The sequence below is a fragment of the Streptomyces sp. NPDC002513 genome, from assembly GCF_053595355.1.
Window position 1 is genome coordinate 97,043 of record NZ_JBSFXK010000006.1, and the last position, 15,913, is coordinate 112,955.

General features: G+C 70.1%; 26 protein-coding genes. All 26 read right to left on the minus strand.

Features of this window, described 5'->3' with window-relative positions:
* Positions 1–2: 2 nt before the first annotated feature.
* The 26 genes from ACWD5Q_RS06535 to ACWD5Q_RS06660 all read right to left on the minus strand — a co-directional run bounded on the left by ACWD5Q_RS06535 (position 3) and on the right by ACWD5Q_RS06660 (position 15,870).
* Entirely contained in the window at positions 3–509 is a 507-nt protein-coding gene (locus ACWD5Q_RS06535) for a hypothetical protein (protein ID WP_451425901.1), read from the minus strand.
* A 7-nt stretch (positions 510–516) separates the two neighbouring features.
* Complete coding sequence (locus ACWD5Q_RS06540) at positions 517–1,503, minus strand: phage tail tube protein (protein WP_451425902.1); 987 nt, start codon at positions 1,501–1,503, stop codon at positions 517–519.
* Positions 1,504–1,506: 3 nt separating this feature from the next.
* A complete protein-coding gene (locus ACWD5Q_RS06545) occupies positions 1,507–1,716 on the minus strand; it encodes a hypothetical protein (protein WP_451425903.1) in 210 nt (69 codons plus the stop codon).
* Between the two features lie 23 nt (positions 1,717–1,739).
* The gene (locus ACWD5Q_RS06550) at positions 1,740–2,204 is read right to left on the minus strand and encodes a hypothetical protein (protein WP_451425904.1); all 465 of its coding nucleotides are present in this window, start codon (positions 2,202–2,204) and stop codon (positions 1,740–1,742) included.
* Positions 2,201–3,028 (minus strand): head-tail connector protein, encoded by an 828-nt coding sequence (locus tag ACWD5Q_RS06555; RefSeq protein ID WP_451425905.1) that lies wholly within the window; start codon positions 3,026–3,028, stop codon positions 2,201–2,203. Before ACWD5Q_RS06555 ends, ACWD5Q_RS06550 begins: the two co-directional genes overlap by 4 nt.
* Positions 3,029–3,043: 15 nt before the next feature.
* The gene (locus ACWD5Q_RS06560; protein ID WP_451425906.1) at positions 3,044–3,382 is read right to left on the minus strand and encodes a hypothetical protein; all 339 of its coding nucleotides are present in this window, start codon (positions 3,380–3,382) and stop codon (positions 3,044–3,046) included.
* A gap of 67 nt (positions 3,383–3,449) precedes the next feature.
* On the minus strand, positions 3,450–4,958 hold the full coding sequence (locus ACWD5Q_RS06565) for a phage major capsid protein (protein ID WP_451425907.1): 1,509 nt from the start codon (positions 4,956–4,958) through the stop codon (positions 3,450–3,452).
* 135 nt (positions 4,959–5,093) lie between these two features.
* Positions 5,094–5,780, minus strand: a complete 687-nt coding sequence (locus ACWD5Q_RS06570; protein WP_451425908.1) for an HK97 family phage prohead protease — start codon at positions 5,778–5,780, stop codon at positions 5,094–5,096.
* On the minus strand, positions 5,773–6,948 hold the full coding sequence (locus ACWD5Q_RS06575; RefSeq protein ID WP_451425909.1) for a phage portal protein: 1,176 nt from the start codon (positions 6,946–6,948) through the stop codon (positions 5,773–5,775). Before ACWD5Q_RS06575 ends, ACWD5Q_RS06570 begins: the two co-directional genes overlap by 8 nt.
* Positions 6,945–7,160 (minus strand): hypothetical protein, encoded by a 216-nt coding sequence (locus tag ACWD5Q_RS06580; RefSeq protein WP_451425910.1) that lies wholly within the window; start codon positions 7,158–7,160, stop codon positions 6,945–6,947. The genes ACWD5Q_RS06575 and ACWD5Q_RS06580 overlap by 4 nt, the downstream gene beginning before the upstream one ends.
* Before the next feature lie 13 nt (positions 7,161–7,173).
* The gene (locus ACWD5Q_RS06585) at positions 7,174–8,703 is read right to left on the minus strand and encodes a terminase (RefSeq protein ID WP_451425911.1); all 1,530 of its coding nucleotides are present in this window, start codon (positions 8,701–8,703) and stop codon (positions 7,174–7,176) included.
* Complete coding sequence (locus ACWD5Q_RS06590) at positions 8,639–8,917, minus strand: hypothetical protein (protein WP_451425912.1); 279 nt, start codon at positions 8,915–8,917, stop codon at positions 8,639–8,641. The genes ACWD5Q_RS06585 and ACWD5Q_RS06590 overlap by 65 nt, the downstream gene beginning before the upstream one ends.
* A 180-nt stretch (positions 8,918–9,097) precedes the next feature.
* Positions 9,098–9,535 (minus strand): AAA family ATPase, encoded by a 438-nt coding sequence (locus ACWD5Q_RS06595; RefSeq protein ID WP_451425913.1) that lies wholly within the window; start codon positions 9,533–9,535, stop codon positions 9,098–9,100.
* Positions 9,536–9,541: 6 nt separating this feature from the next.
* Positions 9,542–9,757, minus strand: a complete 216-nt coding sequence (locus ACWD5Q_RS06600; protein ID WP_451425914.1) for a hypothetical protein — start codon at positions 9,755–9,757, stop codon at positions 9,542–9,544.
* Between the two features lie 2 nt (positions 9,758–9,759).
* Positions 9,760–10,035: an HNH endonuclease gene (locus ACWD5Q_RS06605; protein ID WP_451425915.1), complete on the minus strand. Its 276-nt coding sequence runs from the start codon at positions 10,033–10,035 to the stop codon at positions 9,760–9,762.
* A gap of 16 nt (positions 10,036–10,051) precedes the next feature.
* Entirely contained in the window at positions 10,052–10,624 is a 573-nt protein-coding gene (locus ACWD5Q_RS06610; protein ID WP_451425916.1) for a DUF4352 domain-containing protein, read from the minus strand.
* Between the two features lie 300 nt (positions 10,625–10,924).
* Positions 10,925–11,329, minus strand: a complete 405-nt coding sequence (locus ACWD5Q_RS06615; protein WP_451425917.1) for a helix-turn-helix domain-containing protein — start codon at positions 11,327–11,329, stop codon at positions 10,925–10,927.
* An 84-nt stretch (positions 11,330–11,413) separates the two neighbouring features.
* Positions 11,414–12,142 (minus strand): hypothetical protein, encoded by a 729-nt coding sequence (locus tag ACWD5Q_RS06620; protein ID WP_451425918.1) that lies wholly within the window; start codon positions 12,140–12,142, stop codon positions 11,414–11,416.
* Positions 12,143–12,202: 60 nt separating this feature from the next.
* The gene (locus ACWD5Q_RS06625; protein ID WP_451425919.1) at positions 12,203–12,469 is read right to left on the minus strand and encodes a hypothetical protein; all 267 of its coding nucleotides are present in this window, start codon (positions 12,467–12,469) and stop codon (positions 12,203–12,205) included.
* A complete protein-coding gene (locus ACWD5Q_RS06630; RefSeq protein ID WP_451425920.1) occupies positions 12,466–12,609 on the minus strand; it encodes a hypothetical protein in 144 nt (47 codons plus the stop codon). The genes ACWD5Q_RS06625 and ACWD5Q_RS06630 overlap by 4 nt, the downstream gene beginning before the upstream one ends.
* Positions 12,606–13,541, minus strand: coding sequence for a hypothetical protein (locus ACWD5Q_RS06635; protein ID WP_451425921.1), 936 nt, complete (start codon positions 13,539–13,541; stop codon positions 12,606–12,608). Before ACWD5Q_RS06635 ends, ACWD5Q_RS06630 begins: the two co-directional genes overlap by 4 nt.
* A gap of 96 nt (positions 13,542–13,637) precedes the next feature.
* Positions 13,638–13,883 carry a hypothetical protein gene (locus tag ACWD5Q_RS06640; protein WP_451425922.1) on the minus strand — a complete coding sequence of 82 codons (246 nt, stop codon included), beginning with the start codon at positions 13,881–13,883 and terminating at the stop codon, positions 13,638–13,640.
* Positions 13,880–14,395, minus strand: coding sequence for a hypothetical protein (locus ACWD5Q_RS06645; protein WP_451425923.1), 516 nt, complete (start codon positions 14,393–14,395; stop codon positions 13,880–13,882). Before ACWD5Q_RS06645 ends, ACWD5Q_RS06640 begins: the two co-directional genes overlap by 4 nt.
* 53 nt (positions 14,396–14,448) lie before the next feature.
* Complete coding sequence (locus ACWD5Q_RS06650) at positions 14,449–14,817, minus strand: hypothetical protein (RefSeq protein ID WP_451425924.1); 369 nt, start codon at positions 14,815–14,817, stop codon at positions 14,449–14,451.
* An 88-nt stretch (positions 14,818–14,905) separates the two neighbouring features.
* A complete protein-coding gene (locus ACWD5Q_RS06655; RefSeq protein ID WP_451425925.1) occupies positions 14,906–15,067 on the minus strand; it encodes a hypothetical protein in 162 nt (53 codons plus the stop codon).
* Positions 15,064–15,870, minus strand: coding sequence for a helix-turn-helix domain-containing protein (locus tag ACWD5Q_RS06660; RefSeq protein WP_451425926.1), 807 nt, complete (start codon positions 15,868–15,870; stop codon positions 15,064–15,066). Before ACWD5Q_RS06660 ends, ACWD5Q_RS06655 begins: the two co-directional genes overlap by 4 nt.
* Positions 15,871–15,913 lie beyond the last annotated feature (43 nt).

The following is a 15,913-nucleotide window of genomic DNA, read 5'->3' on the forward strand; positions in this document are numbered from 1 at the left end:
TCCTATTCGAGGCGATGCCGGATGTCGTCGAGGACCCGGGCGACCTCTTGCTCCATGCGGGACTGGTGGTTGCGGACGGTGTTGTCCCACCAGGGGGGCGAGGCGTACTGGTTGGCCCAGCGGCGCCGGTTGCCGAACACCGGGTGCCGCAGACGGCCGGAGTTCAGCTGGGTAGGGACGTTCTTCAGGTCGGGCGGCATGCGGCCCTTGTCGAGCCACACAGTGGCGCCTGGGCTGCTGCCAGTGCGGACGCTGATACGGATGGCGTCGGCGATCGTGGCGCGCAGCGGGCGGGCGTTCATGGACGGGCCGCCGGGCCTGGTGCTGCGGCCCTGGCTGTGGATGTTCAGGCCGCGCATCGCGCCCTGCAGGTCGTTGCGCAGCGGTTCGGCGGCACGCCGGATGCGGCGGTGCATGCTCGAGCGGATGTTCTCTCCACCGGCAGCCCGCAGGCGCCGTGACAGCTCCAGCAGGCTGCCGGTGTTGAGGATCCGTACATCCCGGGTCACGACTGGCTCACAGCGTGACGTCGGTCGCCATGTACTCGATGGCCGGCAGGTTCGTGCCGTCGTACAGGCCCGTGAAGGACAGGGTGGGCTTGACCACGCCGAACCCGTCGACGGTGGGCGGGGCGTCGTCCAACTTGATCGCGGGCAGCTTGATCCGGAACGTCTCCGCATACGTGCTCGCGATGATCGGTCCGATGAACTCCCACACCAGGCTGGTCGCGCCGTCACTGGTGTGCAGGTCGTCGAGGGTAGTGTCGACGTAGTCCATCTCGATCGACCCGGTGATCTTCACCTGGTCATTGGAGATGGGCTCCTTCTTCGTGCCGCCCTGGCCCGCATAGAACCGGTCGACGGCCTGCGGACGTTCGATCTTCACGCTGACCTTGCGGATACCGTCCCGAGCCGTCTCCGTCCCGACCGTGCCGGTCTTGAGTGCCATCTGCCCGAAGTGGAAGACGGACATCGTCGGGTAGCTCGCTGTCGCCAGCGTCTGGGCCTCGTCACACGCCTTCGAGTCGAACTCGAACGTCGCGGTGAGCATGCCGCCCACCTCGCACGAGAACTCCGCGCTGATGACCTTGCAGCCCAGAAACGTCTTGTCCGTCACGACGCCGGTGGTGAGCGGCACGCCCTTCTGGATCGTCAACGACTTGCCGGCCGTGTCCGCGAGGGTGTGGGTCTGCAGGTAGGCCGTGGACGTCGCCTGCTGCACCGGCGTGACCGTCGTGCCCATCAGGGCCTGGAACAGGAGCCCCATGGCCTTGTTGGTGACCTCCAGGTCGATCGACCCGTTGGCCTCCGTCTGCGTCACCACACGCCGCGTGGACAGCGGCAGCAGCCGCCCGGCCGCGATGCCGGCGCTCTGGGCTGTCGTCTTCTTGAGGGCGAGGCCTTCTTTGGTGAACTCGATGAACTTGGTCGGCGCGACGAACGTGCCGTAGGTGGTCTCGGGCGCGATGCCGATCTGGGCGCCGAGTCCGGATCCGATCGCCATGGATCAGCCCTCTTCCTTCTGCGGCGCCTTCGCCGCGCTCTTCCGGGCGTTCTTCGCGCCGGGCTCTTCGATGGCCTCCCAGTTCACGGTCTGGCAGACGTAGCCGTCGAACCGCTCGTCGGGAACCTCGACCACCTCATCCGGCTGGACGATGCGGTTGCCGAGTTCGGGCACGGTCACCGGCTCCGGCCCCAGAAAACGCACACGCGCCATGTCTCACTCCTTGCGTGGATCGGTCAGATACGGGCCTGGCAGGTCACCGTGAAGGCGAGCCCGGCGAGGCTGCCCTCGGCCTGCACTTGGGTCAGGTCGCCCGCGGTCAGGTGCGCCCACAGGACGGCACCGTTCAAGGTCGGGGCCATCGGCGCCGCGTTCGTGGCCCGGAGCGCGGTCTCCACCTCGCCCACGAGCGCGAACACCTCGGCGCGGCGGGCCTGCATGTCGGTGTCACCGGAGCGGGCCTCGGCGTAGCAGGAGACCGTGAACGCCTCGTCCCGGGTGCGGGCGCCGGCCGAGTTGAAGTCTTGGGTCAGGGAGACCGCGGAGTCGGCGCCCGGCTGCCAGCCGACGAACACGTGCTTCAGCGCGGTCAGGTTCACCGTCGGCGGTCCGTCGACGATCGTCGCGTCGGCCAGTCCGGGCGCGGCCTGCAGGATCGCCAGGAGCGCGTCGACGGCCGCGGGCACGCGGGAGGTCATCATGCGATGCCTCCGAAGTCGCGGTCGCCCTGCAGCAGCTGCAGCGCCCGGTTCGGGATCGCGTAGCCCAGGCCGGGGATCGGCTCGGTGACGGCGAAGTCCTCGCCGCCGCCGATCCCGGTCAGGCCGCGCGACGCGCCGTACTGGGTGCGCCACAGGTGCTGCAGGATCAGCTTCCCGGCCAGCGCGATGTTGGCCGACACCGAGGTGCGGCCCGCCTGGTAGACGACGCGGTACGGGCCGGGCCAGAACACCAGCCAGTCGTTTCGGCGCAGCACCCCCGTGTCCGCGTCGATGTCGAGGGCCTCAACGGGGATGGCCAGCTGCCACGGCTCGACGCCGGTGATCGAGGTGACCGACAGCAACGGGGCGGTGTGCAGCAGCATCCGCTCGGTGCCGCCCTCGGTGACCTCCGTGACCGTGCGGGGAACCACAGGGCCGGTGAAGTACTCGACCGCGCCGGTCGTGGCCTCCACGAAGGTGCGCAGCTCATCGTCGTCCGTGGTCGTCGTGATGTTCAGATGCTTCCGGGCGTCTGCCAAAGAGAACAGCATCGGTGGCGCGGCCGGGCGCACGTCGAGGACGTCGGTGTACGCGCAGGCAGGGCCGGTGAACACCCAGCGCACCGAGTGCCGCCCGGCCTGGCTGGTGACGTAGTCGTAGCTGTACTGGCCGGTGGTCGCCGGAGGGGTGATCACGGCCGGGGTGACGGCCGTGCCGTCCGGCAGGCTGATGGTCAGGGTGACGCCGGCGGCGTTGGTGGCCGTGCCGCCAGCGTCGGTGCAGGTCGCGGTCAGACGCGCGGTGTCGCCGAGATCGAACGGCACAGCTCACCCCTTCCGTCAGCTCTTGCCGCCGCGGCCCGCCGCGGTCTGCTTCGGCCGCGAGTCGGCAGCGGTCTCCTTGCCGCGCGGACCGCCACGGCCGTTGAGGGCGTCATCGGCCGCCAGTGCCTCGCGGATAGCGCGGGCCTGCTCGAGGACCTGACCCCCCAGCCCCTCCTGGCCCTGCTCGGTGTGCTCCTTGGCCTGCTCCTCGAGCTGGTCGGCCTGCTTCTCCAGCTCGCCGCGGACACGGGTGATCTCTGCCCGGACGTCCTTGGCCGCGGCGCTCCGCGGCCCGTTCTCGCAGTGCGCGAGCTCGTTGCGGAACCCGCGCAGTTCGGCGATGCGGTCGTGCATCCCGCTGTTCCTTCCAGACGGAGCAGGCCCGCCACCAGCTGGCAGCGGGCCCGCGAGGGATGGGGGATCAGAACCCGGCCGGCGGGATCATGCCGGTGCCGGAGATCGCGCTGATGGCCTCCGGGCGGCGGTTGCCCATGAAGGCGAAGTAGTTCCACACCTGGAACCGGACCTGCAGCGTCCCGGAGAGGACCTCCTGCAGCACTCGGGTCCGCATGTTGCCCTCCCACAGGTACATGTCGGAGGTGCGGGCGGTGACGATCCGGGTCTCGTTGGTGCCGGCACCGAGGTTCGACGGGATGTTGCCGTCCGTCAGCACCGGCAGCCCCATGATGCGGCCCGCGGGACCCTCGCCGACGGCGCCGGCGCCGGTCTGCAGGCCCAGGACGTTGAAGCCCGTCCCGCCCTCGATCTGCACCAGCGGCCGGTTCGCGCCGTCGAGCTGGGACGCGATCCAGTACCAGATGGACGGCGTCATGAAGGTGGCCAGCGCGGGCATCTTGCGGTTCTTCTCGACCTGGCTGGCAGCCTGCGCGAACGACGGCCACATCTCCAGGAACGTGGGCGTCGCGTCGGTGTACGTGATGGCGTTGATGCCGGACACGTTCAGGATGCCGGTGGCCTGGCCCGCCGAACCGGAACCGTTGATGACCTGCAGGTCCAGCTTCTGGTTGTAGTCGGCGATCAGGTCCGCGAAGACGATCTCGTCGAACGACGCCGGGGACTGGTCGAGCAGCTGCATCGCCACGTCCTGCTGACCGGCGATGGTGCGCACCGGCGCGGTGACGGACGTGTCGGTCAGGTCCTGGCTGGTGACGGCCGCGGCATCCGCGGTCTGCACGCCAGTCGCGGTGCCCGTCGCGATCTTCGGCAGGTTGATGGAGTCGGTGCCGGACGGCAGCGTCAGGTTCCGCACCGCGTTGGCGACCGTCCGGCCGAAGCGCGGAAGGTCGATGTACTGGTCGACCTGCCACAGCGGCGGCACGAAGTAACCACCCTGGCCGTCCGTGCGGTTCGGGTTGGTCCGCTTCTCGAACGCGGACTCGGCAGCCCGCTCGGACACACCCTCCAGGCTCCGCACGCCCTGCTGGGCAGCCGCCTCACGGGCAGCCATGCGGCGGGGCATCTCGACCTCGATCTCCTTGGCGTGCCGCTGGAGACGCTCACGAGCCGCTGCGGGGCCGCCGTCGCCGTCGCCCCGGTTCAGCTCGGCTCGGGCCAGGTCGAGGAAGTAGCTGTGGCTACCGCCCCGCTCGTAGGTCACCGGCTCGGACAGCACCTGCACGCTGGGGCGGCCGCCCTCAGGGGTGTTCTGGCCGTACTGGGCGCGGAGCTGGGCAGCCTTGGTGCCGCGCTCCTCGACCTCCTCCAGCTCGGCGATGCGGGCCTGCACCGCCTCGATGTCGGTGTCCTTGGCCTTGATGGCGTCGCGCTTCTCGGTGAAGGCCTTGTCCTCGTCGGGGGTCAGGTTGCGCTTCTCAGCGGTCGGCGCCTTGAGGACCTCGTCCAGTTCGGTCTTCAGCGCGGCCCGCTGCTCCAGCAGCTCCTGCAGCTGCGTGCGCAGGAATGCGAGCATGGCTCACTCCTTGGGTTCGGTGATGGTGATGGGGTCGCGCCCGCGAACCGTCCGGGTGGTGCCCCAGGTGGTGGCGCGCCAAGGCGCGCTCCGGCGTGGGGTCCGGCGCGTCGGGTGATGCAGGCGATGAAGCGGCTACAGGGCCAGAGCGGCAGCCTGAGCCTGGTACAGCGACAGCAGATGCCCGGCAGGCTGCTCGGGATCCACAGGCGGCGATAGGCGGCGCTGCAGGCGTTCCAGGAGCGCGCGGGCGTCGTCGTCGCCGAGCTTGTCGAAGTCGGCGGCCCGCAGCGCGGGGGCGACGGATGTGGCGGGGTTGGCGCCGAAGTTCACGACCGAGACGTCTCCGCGATGCAGGTCGACCTCGAGGATGTCCCGCTGGTCATAGTCCGGAGACCACATCTGGCGCGTCACGCGGAACGCGAAGGACATCTCGTCGACGCTGCCGTCCTCGAGGGCCAGGAGCATGTCTTGGACGTCGGAGCGGGCCGCGGTGACGTCGGCCTCCATGTGCAGGCCCGTTGAGTCCTCCGACAGGCGCAGGCTGCCCGCCTTCGTGTACGCCATCGCCAGCCCGCCGTGGTTCAGCAGCAGCTGCACCTGCGGGGTCTCGCTCAGGGTCTTGGTGAACGCGCCGGATCGGACGACCTCGGAGTAGGAGCCGAGGAAGTCCCACATCTCGTAGGGCTCATCGACCACCGAGGCGTAGCCGGAGATCGTCGAGAGTCCGGAGGCGCCGGCCTTGGCGCGAACCTCCAGCTGGACGGGGAAGGCGCGCCGGACGATGCCCGTCGCGGAGGCGCGCTCACTCTTCTCAGCCACCATGTCCTCCTAGCGGGCTGACGAGGGCAGGAGCAGGGGGCGGTGCCGTGGGCTTGTCGCCCCACTCCACCGGAGCCCAGTCCTCGTGCTCCCGGACCTGGTTGACGGTCTCGAACTGGTTCTGCAACGCGATGGCATGCGCTTTGAACCTGGTCAGCAGGTCTGTGCGCACCAGTGCGGAACGGTTGAAGCGGACACTCTGCGGGCGCGGCAGCAGATCCGACAGGGCCCGCTCGATCCGCACCAGCCACGGATCGACCGCATAGGTGAGCAGGTCCAGGGAGCGCTGCTCGATGTTGCTGTACGTGAGCGAGCCGCCCGTCTCGTACCCGAAGATCTCCGCGAACCCGGGGCCGAAGATCCGGCAGCACTCCGCCGCGGTGAAGTTGTTCGTCTCCAGGAACTGCGACTCGTTCGGCGCGATCTGGATCTGCTGGTACTTCCAGCCGGCCCCGAGCACTGCGGGCTCCCTGCGGCCATGGACGGCCGCCATGAACCGCTCCTTCGCCGTGCGGGCCTGCTTCTGGTCCAGATCCTTCTCCGAGGTAAGGATCCCCGACGGGTGCCCGCCCTCCCGGAACCACTGGTAGCCGAACTGCAGCGCGGCGATACCCGTGCTGATCGTGGTGGCCTGCAGGGCGATCGGCGACAGCCCCATCAGAGTGCCGGGCGCCGGGTGCACGCGCCGGTGCCACACCCGGTCGGTGTCCACCGACTTGCCGTTCACCGTCCACTGCGGCTTGCCGTCCTGGTCGGGCATCACGTGCACCAGGTCCGGATGCTGCAGCACGATCTGCGTAGGCGTCCCACGTCGGCTGTCCTGCGCACCGATCAGTCCCACGGTGTTGCCGCGGAGCATCGCCGAATACACGTACTGGTAGCACCAGTCAGGCAACCCGTGCCCGTCGCCACCGAGATCGGCCATCCACGATGGCAGCGGCTGCGGATCCCGCGGCCGCGGGTAGTAAGACAGCGGCATGACTTCGGCGATGGTCGCCACCAGGTTCACGCACGACCAGACGGCAACCTTCTGCAGGCTCGCCTCGGTCCGCGACAGGTCGATCCGCGAGTAGTTCCCGCCGAGACCGTTCGTCTGCGAGTTCGGCGGAATCGGCGGACTGGGAAACACGGCGGCCACTCGCCGCTCACGCCCGAGCAGGAAACTCATCCAGTCCTCCTACGGCTCGTGAGCCGGTCGGCGACCTGGTCGGCCAGCAGCAGCCCGCCGGCCGTCAGGAACCCGGCAGGCGGCCACGCCAGCCACGCCCCGACCGACACCAGCACCCAGCCCAGCAGGACCGGCAGCGCACGCCACAGGGCGCCCACAGCGGCCCCGAGCGGGCCCGCCAGCCGCACCGCGAGCGGTTCCTTGCCGGGCATGAGCGCCCCCCTTTCACCAGATGTTGTCCATCGGATCGACGTCGTCCTCGACCACGACCCCGAGGCCCCACTTGGCGTTCGTAGCGGCCACCAGCGGGCTGATGTCCACGGAGACGATCCGGCGAGCCCACGCCCACGCATCGCCCAGCGGACGCTTCTGCGCGCCCGCCAGGGCGGCCGACAGGGGTGCTTGGTCGAGGTGGCTGAGGGTCTGCTCGGTCACGGCGTCGTAGAACTGGCCGCAGGCCGCCGCAACCTCGCGAGCCTTCGGCTGGACGACCTCGATACCGAGCCGTTCTTCCAGAGCGGCGATGAGCGATCCGGCGGGGCCGGCGGCGTCGACGACCCAGCACCGCGGCCGCCACTTCTCGTGCAGCTCCGCGGCCCGGTCGACGATCCAGCCCGTACCGGGCCGGTGGTCAACCACCTCGACGTGCGTGCCGCCCCGCCACTCGCCCGCGACCGCGATGGCCGCGTGCGAGCGTTCCGGGGTCATGTCGATGGCGAACGCCACCGGATCGGACGGCGTGGACTCGGCAGCCGCCAGGGCCCGCCAGGCGTCCTCGCCGATGACCTGCCAGGTATCGGCGGTGTCGGAGGGGTAGTCACCCACACCGAGCCGCTCACGGGCGTACCCGTCCTTGCTGAGCGTGGACCGCTCCTTGGCGACCTTGTCCAGCGTCAGCCGGTAGCCCACGCCGGGGTTGGACTTCAGTACCGCCTCGTCCGAGGCAGCGTCGTCGTGCGCCGTGCAGTCGGCAGGGCACTCGTCGACGTGCGGGTCGACCGACCACTCGAAGTACGCCAGCGACGGGTCCGGCTCTCCGACCTCGATCGCGGCCAGGGCCCGGCGGCGCAGGCGCCCCAGTTGCACGGACGGGGCGCCGATGCCGGCGCTTCCCAGGTACCAGATCTGCGGGTCCTCGACGGCCGCCATGGTGGGCAGCAGAGCGTCCATCTCGTTGTCGCCGAGGATCATGTCCTCGTCCATGATGTTGCAGTGGCCCGTGAAGCCACGGCCGGAGCCCTTCGACCGGGCGATGAACCGCAGGAGCTGCCCGGTGTGCAGCTCGATGCCTTCCTCGCCGACCGTCTGCCGGTACGTCTTGACGCGTTTATGCAGGTCAGGGGTCTGCCGGACCAGGCGCTCGATCCTCTTGAACGCGTTCTTCGCCGTCTTGAACTCGTGCGCCGAGTGGAGGATCAGCTCCTCGCCGCCGATGAACAGCCCCCACAACTCCCTGGCCTCGATGATTCCGCCCTTGCCGTTCTGGCGCGGAACGTTGACCGCGACCTCGAACGACGCCCAGCTGCCATCGGGCTTCTCGCCCATGCCGACCCGCAGCACGTGCTGTTGCCAGGGGTCCAGGTGCAGGCCCGCGCGGGCCGCCAAGTCGATCGCCTCCTGGCCGGCGCTCGTCACTGCTGGCGGCGCGACCTCGATCGGCGGCGTCTGCCAGCCGTAGATCCGGCCGTCGTCACTCTCCGGCTGCCTGCTGCTGGGCTGCGGCCCGGCGCTTCGCTCGCTGCTCAGCAATGTCATCGACCGCGTCCCCCTTCACGTCGACCGGCGCCAGCTTGCGGAGGTCCTGCATCACGGCGCGTAGCTCGCGGGCGGCGTTCGCCTTGCCGGTCGGCCCGCCGGGTTCGTCGATCGACTCGGCGAGGCTGATCGCGAGTTGCGCGAGGCCGGGGGCCGTTTCCTCGACGCGGAGCCGCTCGATCTCGTCGGTGATCTTGTCGGTGACGGCGCCCATGATCACCCCTGTCAGTCACACAGCGTCACGTCACGCAGGGTGACGGCCGCTAATTCAGTCGAACTGAGTTCACGGTGATCAGCGAGTGATCCGGGCCGCGCAAAAAATCGGGCGACAAGGGCGTTTGGGTCGCCCGCCCTCCGCCTCAAAAAGCAGTCGGCCACCCCGCGCCGATCGTGATCACCAAGCGCGTGAGGCCTGCGGCATCGCCCCGGCGGAGGCGGCCGGCCGGGAGTTGTACCAGCGGGTGACTACTCGCTGCATCTCGGGGTCCCGCATCGCCTCGACCCGCTGCATGACGATGTCACGCCCGGGGTCGACGGTCACGATGCGTGCGTCGAGGCGCTTGTACTTGGCCAGGGCCTTGCGGCTGGGCATGGTGTGGATGAGGTACACGTCCACCTGGTCGCGCAGCTCGAATGCCTCGTGCATCGCTGCGTAGCGGGCCCGGTGTGCGACGCGCAGCTGCAGCGGGTTCTGGTTCCAGGCCGGTGCGCCTGGTCCGGTGAGTGCGCGGGTGATGCGGTCCAGGTCGATGACGATGTCGGTGGACTTGGCGTGCGCGTCGATCCACGTGGACTTGCCTGCGGCCGGCGGGCCGGTGATGACGTAGAGCACAGGGCGTCACCACCACTCGCGCTCCACCACCTCAGCGCCGTGCAGCGGGTGACCAGGCGTCCGGTCCGCCAGCAGAGCGTCGAGGGATGTAGCGATGGTGCACACCGTGGGCTCGTCGGGGTGGTGAAGGCAGACGAAGCCGTCGGGGAACTCTGCGCCACCCCAGACTCGGCCGTCGGTGAGGCGTAGAGCGAACGGTACAGCGCGCGCTGGAATGGCCATGGTCACCACCTCCGTGACGACCGTACAGGCTGCCGCGTCTTCGTCCGGTTGCCACGGGCGCTGTTGCATCGGCGGTGCGCGGCGCGGGCGTTGGCTGGGTCGAGGAGGCTGCCGCCCTTGGACAGCGGCACCTCGTGGTCGAGGGTGAAGCTCAGCGGGTGCCGGGCGTCCAGCTGGTAGCCGATCTCGTGGCCACACCACCAGCACGGAAGGCGCTGGGCACGGAGCCAGGCGCACAGCCTGCGGTAGGGGCGCCCGTTGCGCGGGTTGCCGGCCACGGGCGCCACCTCCTACTTACCCCTTGGGGATGGCCCATTCGGTCGGGCTGGCTCCTTCGGGCTCGTACACGAGCCGCTCGGGCCGCTTCTTGCTGGGCACGGGAAACGCGATAAGCCCGGCCGCGCAGCGCCCGGGCTGGATGGTCTTGCCCATCGGATACTCCGGCTTGGGCATGTCGCCTCCGGTGTTGCCTGTGATCTCGATGCTGGTCCCGTCTGCGTAGGCGAGGGACCACGCGGTCTGATCGACGGAGATGTTCGCCCCGTTGATGTTGCAGACCTTGACGTTGGCCGTGGCCCAGATGTCGCCGCCCTGGAAGTCCTCTGGCTTCTGGGGCTGCGGCCCCTTGTAGGGCTGCTGGTATTCCACACCCTGGACGGTGATGTGGATGTTGTTGCCGCTGTCGTCGATGGTCTTCTTGACGCCCATCTTGAGGACACCAGAGGTCGAGTCCGCGGCGGCCTCGTCGCTGGGAGTGGCGGTGACGGTCTTTGTCACAGTGACTCGCGGCTCGGGCTCACCGCTGCTGCAGGCGGTTGAGGCGGCCGCGATGAGCAGGACGGTACAGGCGGCTCTACGGGCGTGCATGATCCCCCCACGGGTCTGCTGTTGCTGAGGGGGCATCATGCACCGCGTGGAGGCGCCGTGTGGGCGCTGTGGCTGTCTTGTGACGTTGGATCCGCCGCCTGGTCGCCGCGCACTCTCTGCGACCCGTGCCCCTGCCCGCAGAGGAGACCTCCCTGGCCTCATCGCCAGGCGGCGGATGTGTGTGCACGACGAAGCCCCGGCCTGCTTGAGCATGTAGTGGCCGGGGCTCGTTGTGAGTTTCTGTGTCCGGGCACGCCGGACGTGAGGCCGATGATCGCAGGGCTGCCAGCGATCCGCAACCTATGCGGTGTCGGTGAAGCGCTGCGCCACCCTTCGCAGTGCGGCGCGGCGGTGGGTGGCTGCGGCGCGGATGTACTGGCGGAGTGGTGCAAGGAGTTGGCCGGTGTGGGGGTCGGTGAGGACGTTGAGGTCCTGAATCAGGCTCGGTTCGAGTTCGTGGAGGAGGCGTGGCGCGGGGTGTGCGCCGCTGGTGGCCGCGGCTGGCGCGTCGTCCGGCGCGAGCGGCGCGGGCGGCGTAGCGGCGGTTGGTGCAGGGGTGGCGCTGAGGTCGCGCGCCACGGTGCGGTGGTGGATACCGAGGTGGCGCGCGATGGCGCGCTGGGTCATGCCTTCGGCGGCGAGTTGGCGCACGCGGCGCTGGCGTTCGGCGCGTGTGAGGGCGTCGGTAGGCTGGGTGATAGCCATGGTCGGGGGGGTCTCCCGTTCGTGGTGAGTCGGGCCCGTACGGCGGTGGAGTCGCCGGTGCGGGCCCGCGCTGCTGTCTGGGGGTCAGGCTACGGCGGTCGCGTCGCGTCCGGTCCAGGTTCGGCCGCATTGGGTGCAGTGGGCGACGGGTTGGGTGCCGGCGCCGCCGTGCATTTCGAGGCGGCCGGCGCAGTGGGGGCAGGGCGTGGCGATGGTGGCGGTGCGGGCGCCGATGTCGAGCGCGCGTTCGATGCGCTCGGCTGCGCCTGCGGCAACGTTGGCGATGAGCTGGTGTTCGCGGTCGGGGAGCGGCTGGAACGGGCCGGGTGCGCCTTGTACGCGGGCGAGGAGCCACAGGGCGGCGCGCCGTGCGGTGCGGTCGCTGGTGTAGCGCCAGCGTCTGGGGTCGGTGGCGTCGGCGTGCGCCAGCTGGTCGCGGCGGGCCCGGTCGGCGGCCGGCCAAGAGCGGGGGGCGAGGGTCATGGGGGAGCGCTGGACGATGGCGGCGACCTGGTCCGCGGTGGCGACGAGCGCGGCCTCGACGGCGCGCATGGTGTCGAGGACTGTGATGCGCAGCGGGGGCCGGGTTTCGCCGACCTGGTTAGGGTCTCGGTCGAGGAATTGCCGGTTGTAGGCGGCCTGCCAGCGTGCGGCCTCCACCAGCTCGGCGTCGGCCTGCTCGAGGGCGCGGAGGTAGTCGCTCATGCGGCCGGCGGGGGGCCAGGTGGTGGTGCCGGTGGTGGCGAGGGCGTCTTGGAGGTCGGTCCAGCGGACGGCGATGGTCTCCAGGCGGGCCTTCGTCAGGGCGGTCATCGTGGGGTGCGCTCCTTGCGGGCGTGCGTGCGGGGGTGGTTCAGGTGGTGGGCTGTTCGGTCATGCTGCTTCCTCGTAGTCGCGGTCGAGTGGTTGTGTGTGCGCCCAGGGCGTTGTGCGGGTGCGTCGGGCGATGATTCGGGCCAGGATGCGCCCGCGAGCCCAGGACGGCCGTGCGACGGCCCGTCGTGCGGCTCTCACGGCTGGGGCGACGCACAGCGGCAGCGCGCACAGGACGATCGCGGCGAGTCCGGCGAGGATCTGCACCCAGGCGACCGCGGCGGCGATGAGGTCGGTGAACGCCTCGGCGGCGTCGTGGACGATCACGGATTCCCCCGGGCGTTGCGGAATTGGCGGATGGCGGTCGCGAGGGCGGTGATGCCGGCGGCGAGGAAGAACAGCCAGCCGAGGGTCCAGCAGATGAGGCCTGCGATGGCGTACAGGCCAGGGGCGGTTGGGGCGGTCACGACGCCTCCCCTTCCTCGGCTGCCGCGGGCTGCTGCGCCACAGGGGCGGGCTCGGTAGCGGTGTGGGGCCATACGATGCGCCCTTGCTCGCCGTGAGCCGCGCGGCGGGCCGCCTCAGGGTCGTGGTGCGTGGTCGTGTACCCGAAGTGGCGGTGGTGGATGGTTGTTGTTCCGTCCGGCCACTGGACGCCGTCGTGCGTGGGGACCGATCCGTCTGAGGCGTCCAGCCACAGCACAAACGACGTCGGCGCCTCGGTGCCACGCTGCTGCTGCGCCTCGGCGGCCAACCGGCGCAGCTCCTGCACCCGCTCGTAGATCGCATCCCACGGCGCTCCCGTGCCGAGGTCGAGCTTGACTGACAGAGCGAAACGGTGGCCTTCGAGGACCACACGGCCCGTCTCGATCAGCCCTTGGTGCCCTTCACGCATGCACCGCGCGCCCACCTTGGCCAAGCCCTGGTTGCGCGCCATGTCTTGCGTCAGCACCTCGACCTGCGCTCGAAGACGGCCGACCTCGGTGAGGGCGGGTGGGGGTACGACGGCAGCCTCCTCGGCGGCCCGGCTCGTCGGCTCGGGGAGCACGGCCAGCACCGCGTCGGCGACCTCGCCGTACTCGTCGGGCTCCAGCATGTCGCTGTCCCAGGCGAAGCCCTCGGCCTCGCAGACGGCGCGGCGGATACGGTCGCGGAGAGCGGTCCGGCCCGTCGGCGGGGACACCACGGCAGACGCGGCGGCGGGCTCCAGCGCGGCACGCAGCGCGGACACGACGGCCGGGGTCCGGATCACCTCAGGGAGCTGCTGCTCCCACGCGTCGGTCATCTGCCGAATGCGGGCGACGACGGCCCGCAGGCGGTCGCGCTCCTCGCGCCGTTCGACGGCCGCGTCGTACCAGTACTGCACGGCCTCAGCCGGGGTGTGGCGGGGCTGATTCACGATCAACTCCAGGTTGGTAGGTTCGGGGTGCCCGGCCGGCCTCCTGGCTCCAACAGGAGGCCGGCCGTGGCGTTGGTGGCCACGCGGTCGGGCGGTTCAGCGTCGTCGCCGACGTCGCTGTGGGGGATCCGTCGGGGACGGCGGGTCCACGGTCAGCGCGCGCCGGATGTCGGCCGCGTGTCGCTCGCTGTAGTGCTGTTCCATCCGGTCGTGGGACTCGCGCGGATCGGTGGTACTGACCCGGTGTCCACAGTCGAAGAAGCAGTGCACCGAGTACACGGCTTGCACGGCTTGGCCGTGGTCGTCGACCTCGAAAAGCGGGGCCTGAGCGACGGCGCTCACTGTCCACCGTCCTCGCTCGCGGCAGCCGAACCAGCGGCGGCGGGGTTGAGGGCGGGCGGCAGCGTGGAGCAGTGAGGGCACTGCCAGTCCGGGCCAGCCGCCGTCTTCTGGTTGTGGCAGGTGTGCCGTTCCGGCGGGTCGCAGTCCTGTGCGCCCGCGAGACGACCTGTCGGGCACGGATACGGCATCAGCCCGTCCCGGCCTTCCGCAATGGCGTCGGCGTCGATGCAGACGGGGCAGGGGCCCATCGGGGAGTCCTTGTGCAGGTGCCGGATCTGCTCCAACGTGGCGCGGAGGTGGCGGACTTCGGCGACGAGCGCGGCGGTCTCCTCGGCGCGTTCCCCTCGGGGTCGGGTGTAGTTGCAAAGCTCGCATCGCAGGTGGGTCATCGACCCGGTCCACGTGTGCTGGCCGTCCTGGCGGCCGTTGATGACGGCTTCGGGGCAGCGGGTGGCGGCGTTGGCGCGGGCGTCGATCTCGTCGAGCTGCTGGTTGGTGAGGGGCTCAGGCATGGTGTGGTCCTTTCGGTGCCTTGGTTTGCGGTGTGGCGGGGTCAGGGGGTGGGCTACTCGCTCCAGCCGATGAGGCGGAACTCGGTGCCTTCGTTCTCCAGTTCCTCCTTGGAGCTGCACTGCTCCGAGGCCCAAACGAGGCGAAGGATCGCGTCGCCGTGGGAGGGCGGGCTGGTCTGGTATTCGCCCCAGATCTGGCCGTAGTTGTCGAGGAGGATCGCGTCGTGCTCGTCGGACGGGCGTTCGGCGAGCGGGGCGATCCCTGCCTCGACTGCGGCGCGCAGCCAGTTGGCGGCCTCGCGGATGGACTGCTCGCGCTGCTCCGGGGTGAGGTCGTCCCACGCAGGCAGGTAGCCGATGCCTTCGTGGGCGATGCGTTGCCGGTGCTCGGCGAGACGACGGACTCGGGGATCGGCGGTCATGGTGTGTCTCCTCGGTGGTGTGTGCCGCTCGGCCGGGCGCAGTGGTTGCTGACCGACTGGTCAGTTGGGTGGAGTCCAGTTGGCCGGGTCAGGCGGCGGGCTGGCGGCGTTCGCGGTGGATGGCGGCGAGCTCGGCTTCAAGGTCGGCGAGGTGCTGGGCTTGCTCGTCGGGTGTCCACGGGTCGTGCGGGGGCTTGGCTGGGGGCCGGGTGGGGATGGCCTCAGCGAGGAGGCGCTCGTACGGCGTCACGAGGCGCTCCGTTCGTGGGCGTGGTCGCAGTGGTGGCAGACGGTGCGCCCGGGGCGGAGTAGCGGGATGCGGCACTTCTTGCAGCGCGCGAACGCGGGCGCGGGCTCCGGGCCTTCACCCCTCGATGACTCGTCTTCGGCGGCCTCGCCCGCGCGCGTCTGTGGCTTGGGTGAGTGATCAGCCATGTCGTGGTCGGGGAGGGGGTCCCTACCGTAGGTAGGGGGGTACTGGTAGACCCCCGCCGCGGACGCTGTCCGGAAGGTGTCCGCGGACGCTGTCCGGGGGCGTCCGCGGACGCTGTCCGGGGCTTCTTCAGAGGGGTCGGAACCCCCGCCGCGGACGCTATCCGGAACATCATCCGCGGACGCTGTCCGGATGACGTCCACGGACGCTGTCCGGGTCAGTTCGGCAACCATCCGCTCCTTCTCCAACTGGCGTGCGCGACGCTGCCGGGTGTCCGTCATGTGATGGATGTGCGCAGTCCAGTCGAGGCGGCCGGTCGGGATGAGCAACTGGTAGACCGCGGACGCGTTCGGCCGTCGTTTCCGCGTAAGGACGCCCACACCTATGAGCACCTTCACGGCGCGCGTGACGGTCTCCTGAGAACAGCCACACAGGGTCGCGAGGGTGTCCCGGCCCGGGAACGCGTTGGAACCGTCCGCGTCGGTGTACGTCGCGATCCACATGCCGACCGCGGCAACGCGCGCCACCTCGGGGATAGTGCGCCCGACGCGCAGCACCTCGGCCCGGAGGGCGTTGGACCACGCGTTGCGGACGGACTGCACGCGGTCGCTGTCGCTCAACTCGCTCTTCTCTCAGTGGTGGTGCGGAACCGATTCGGCAAGA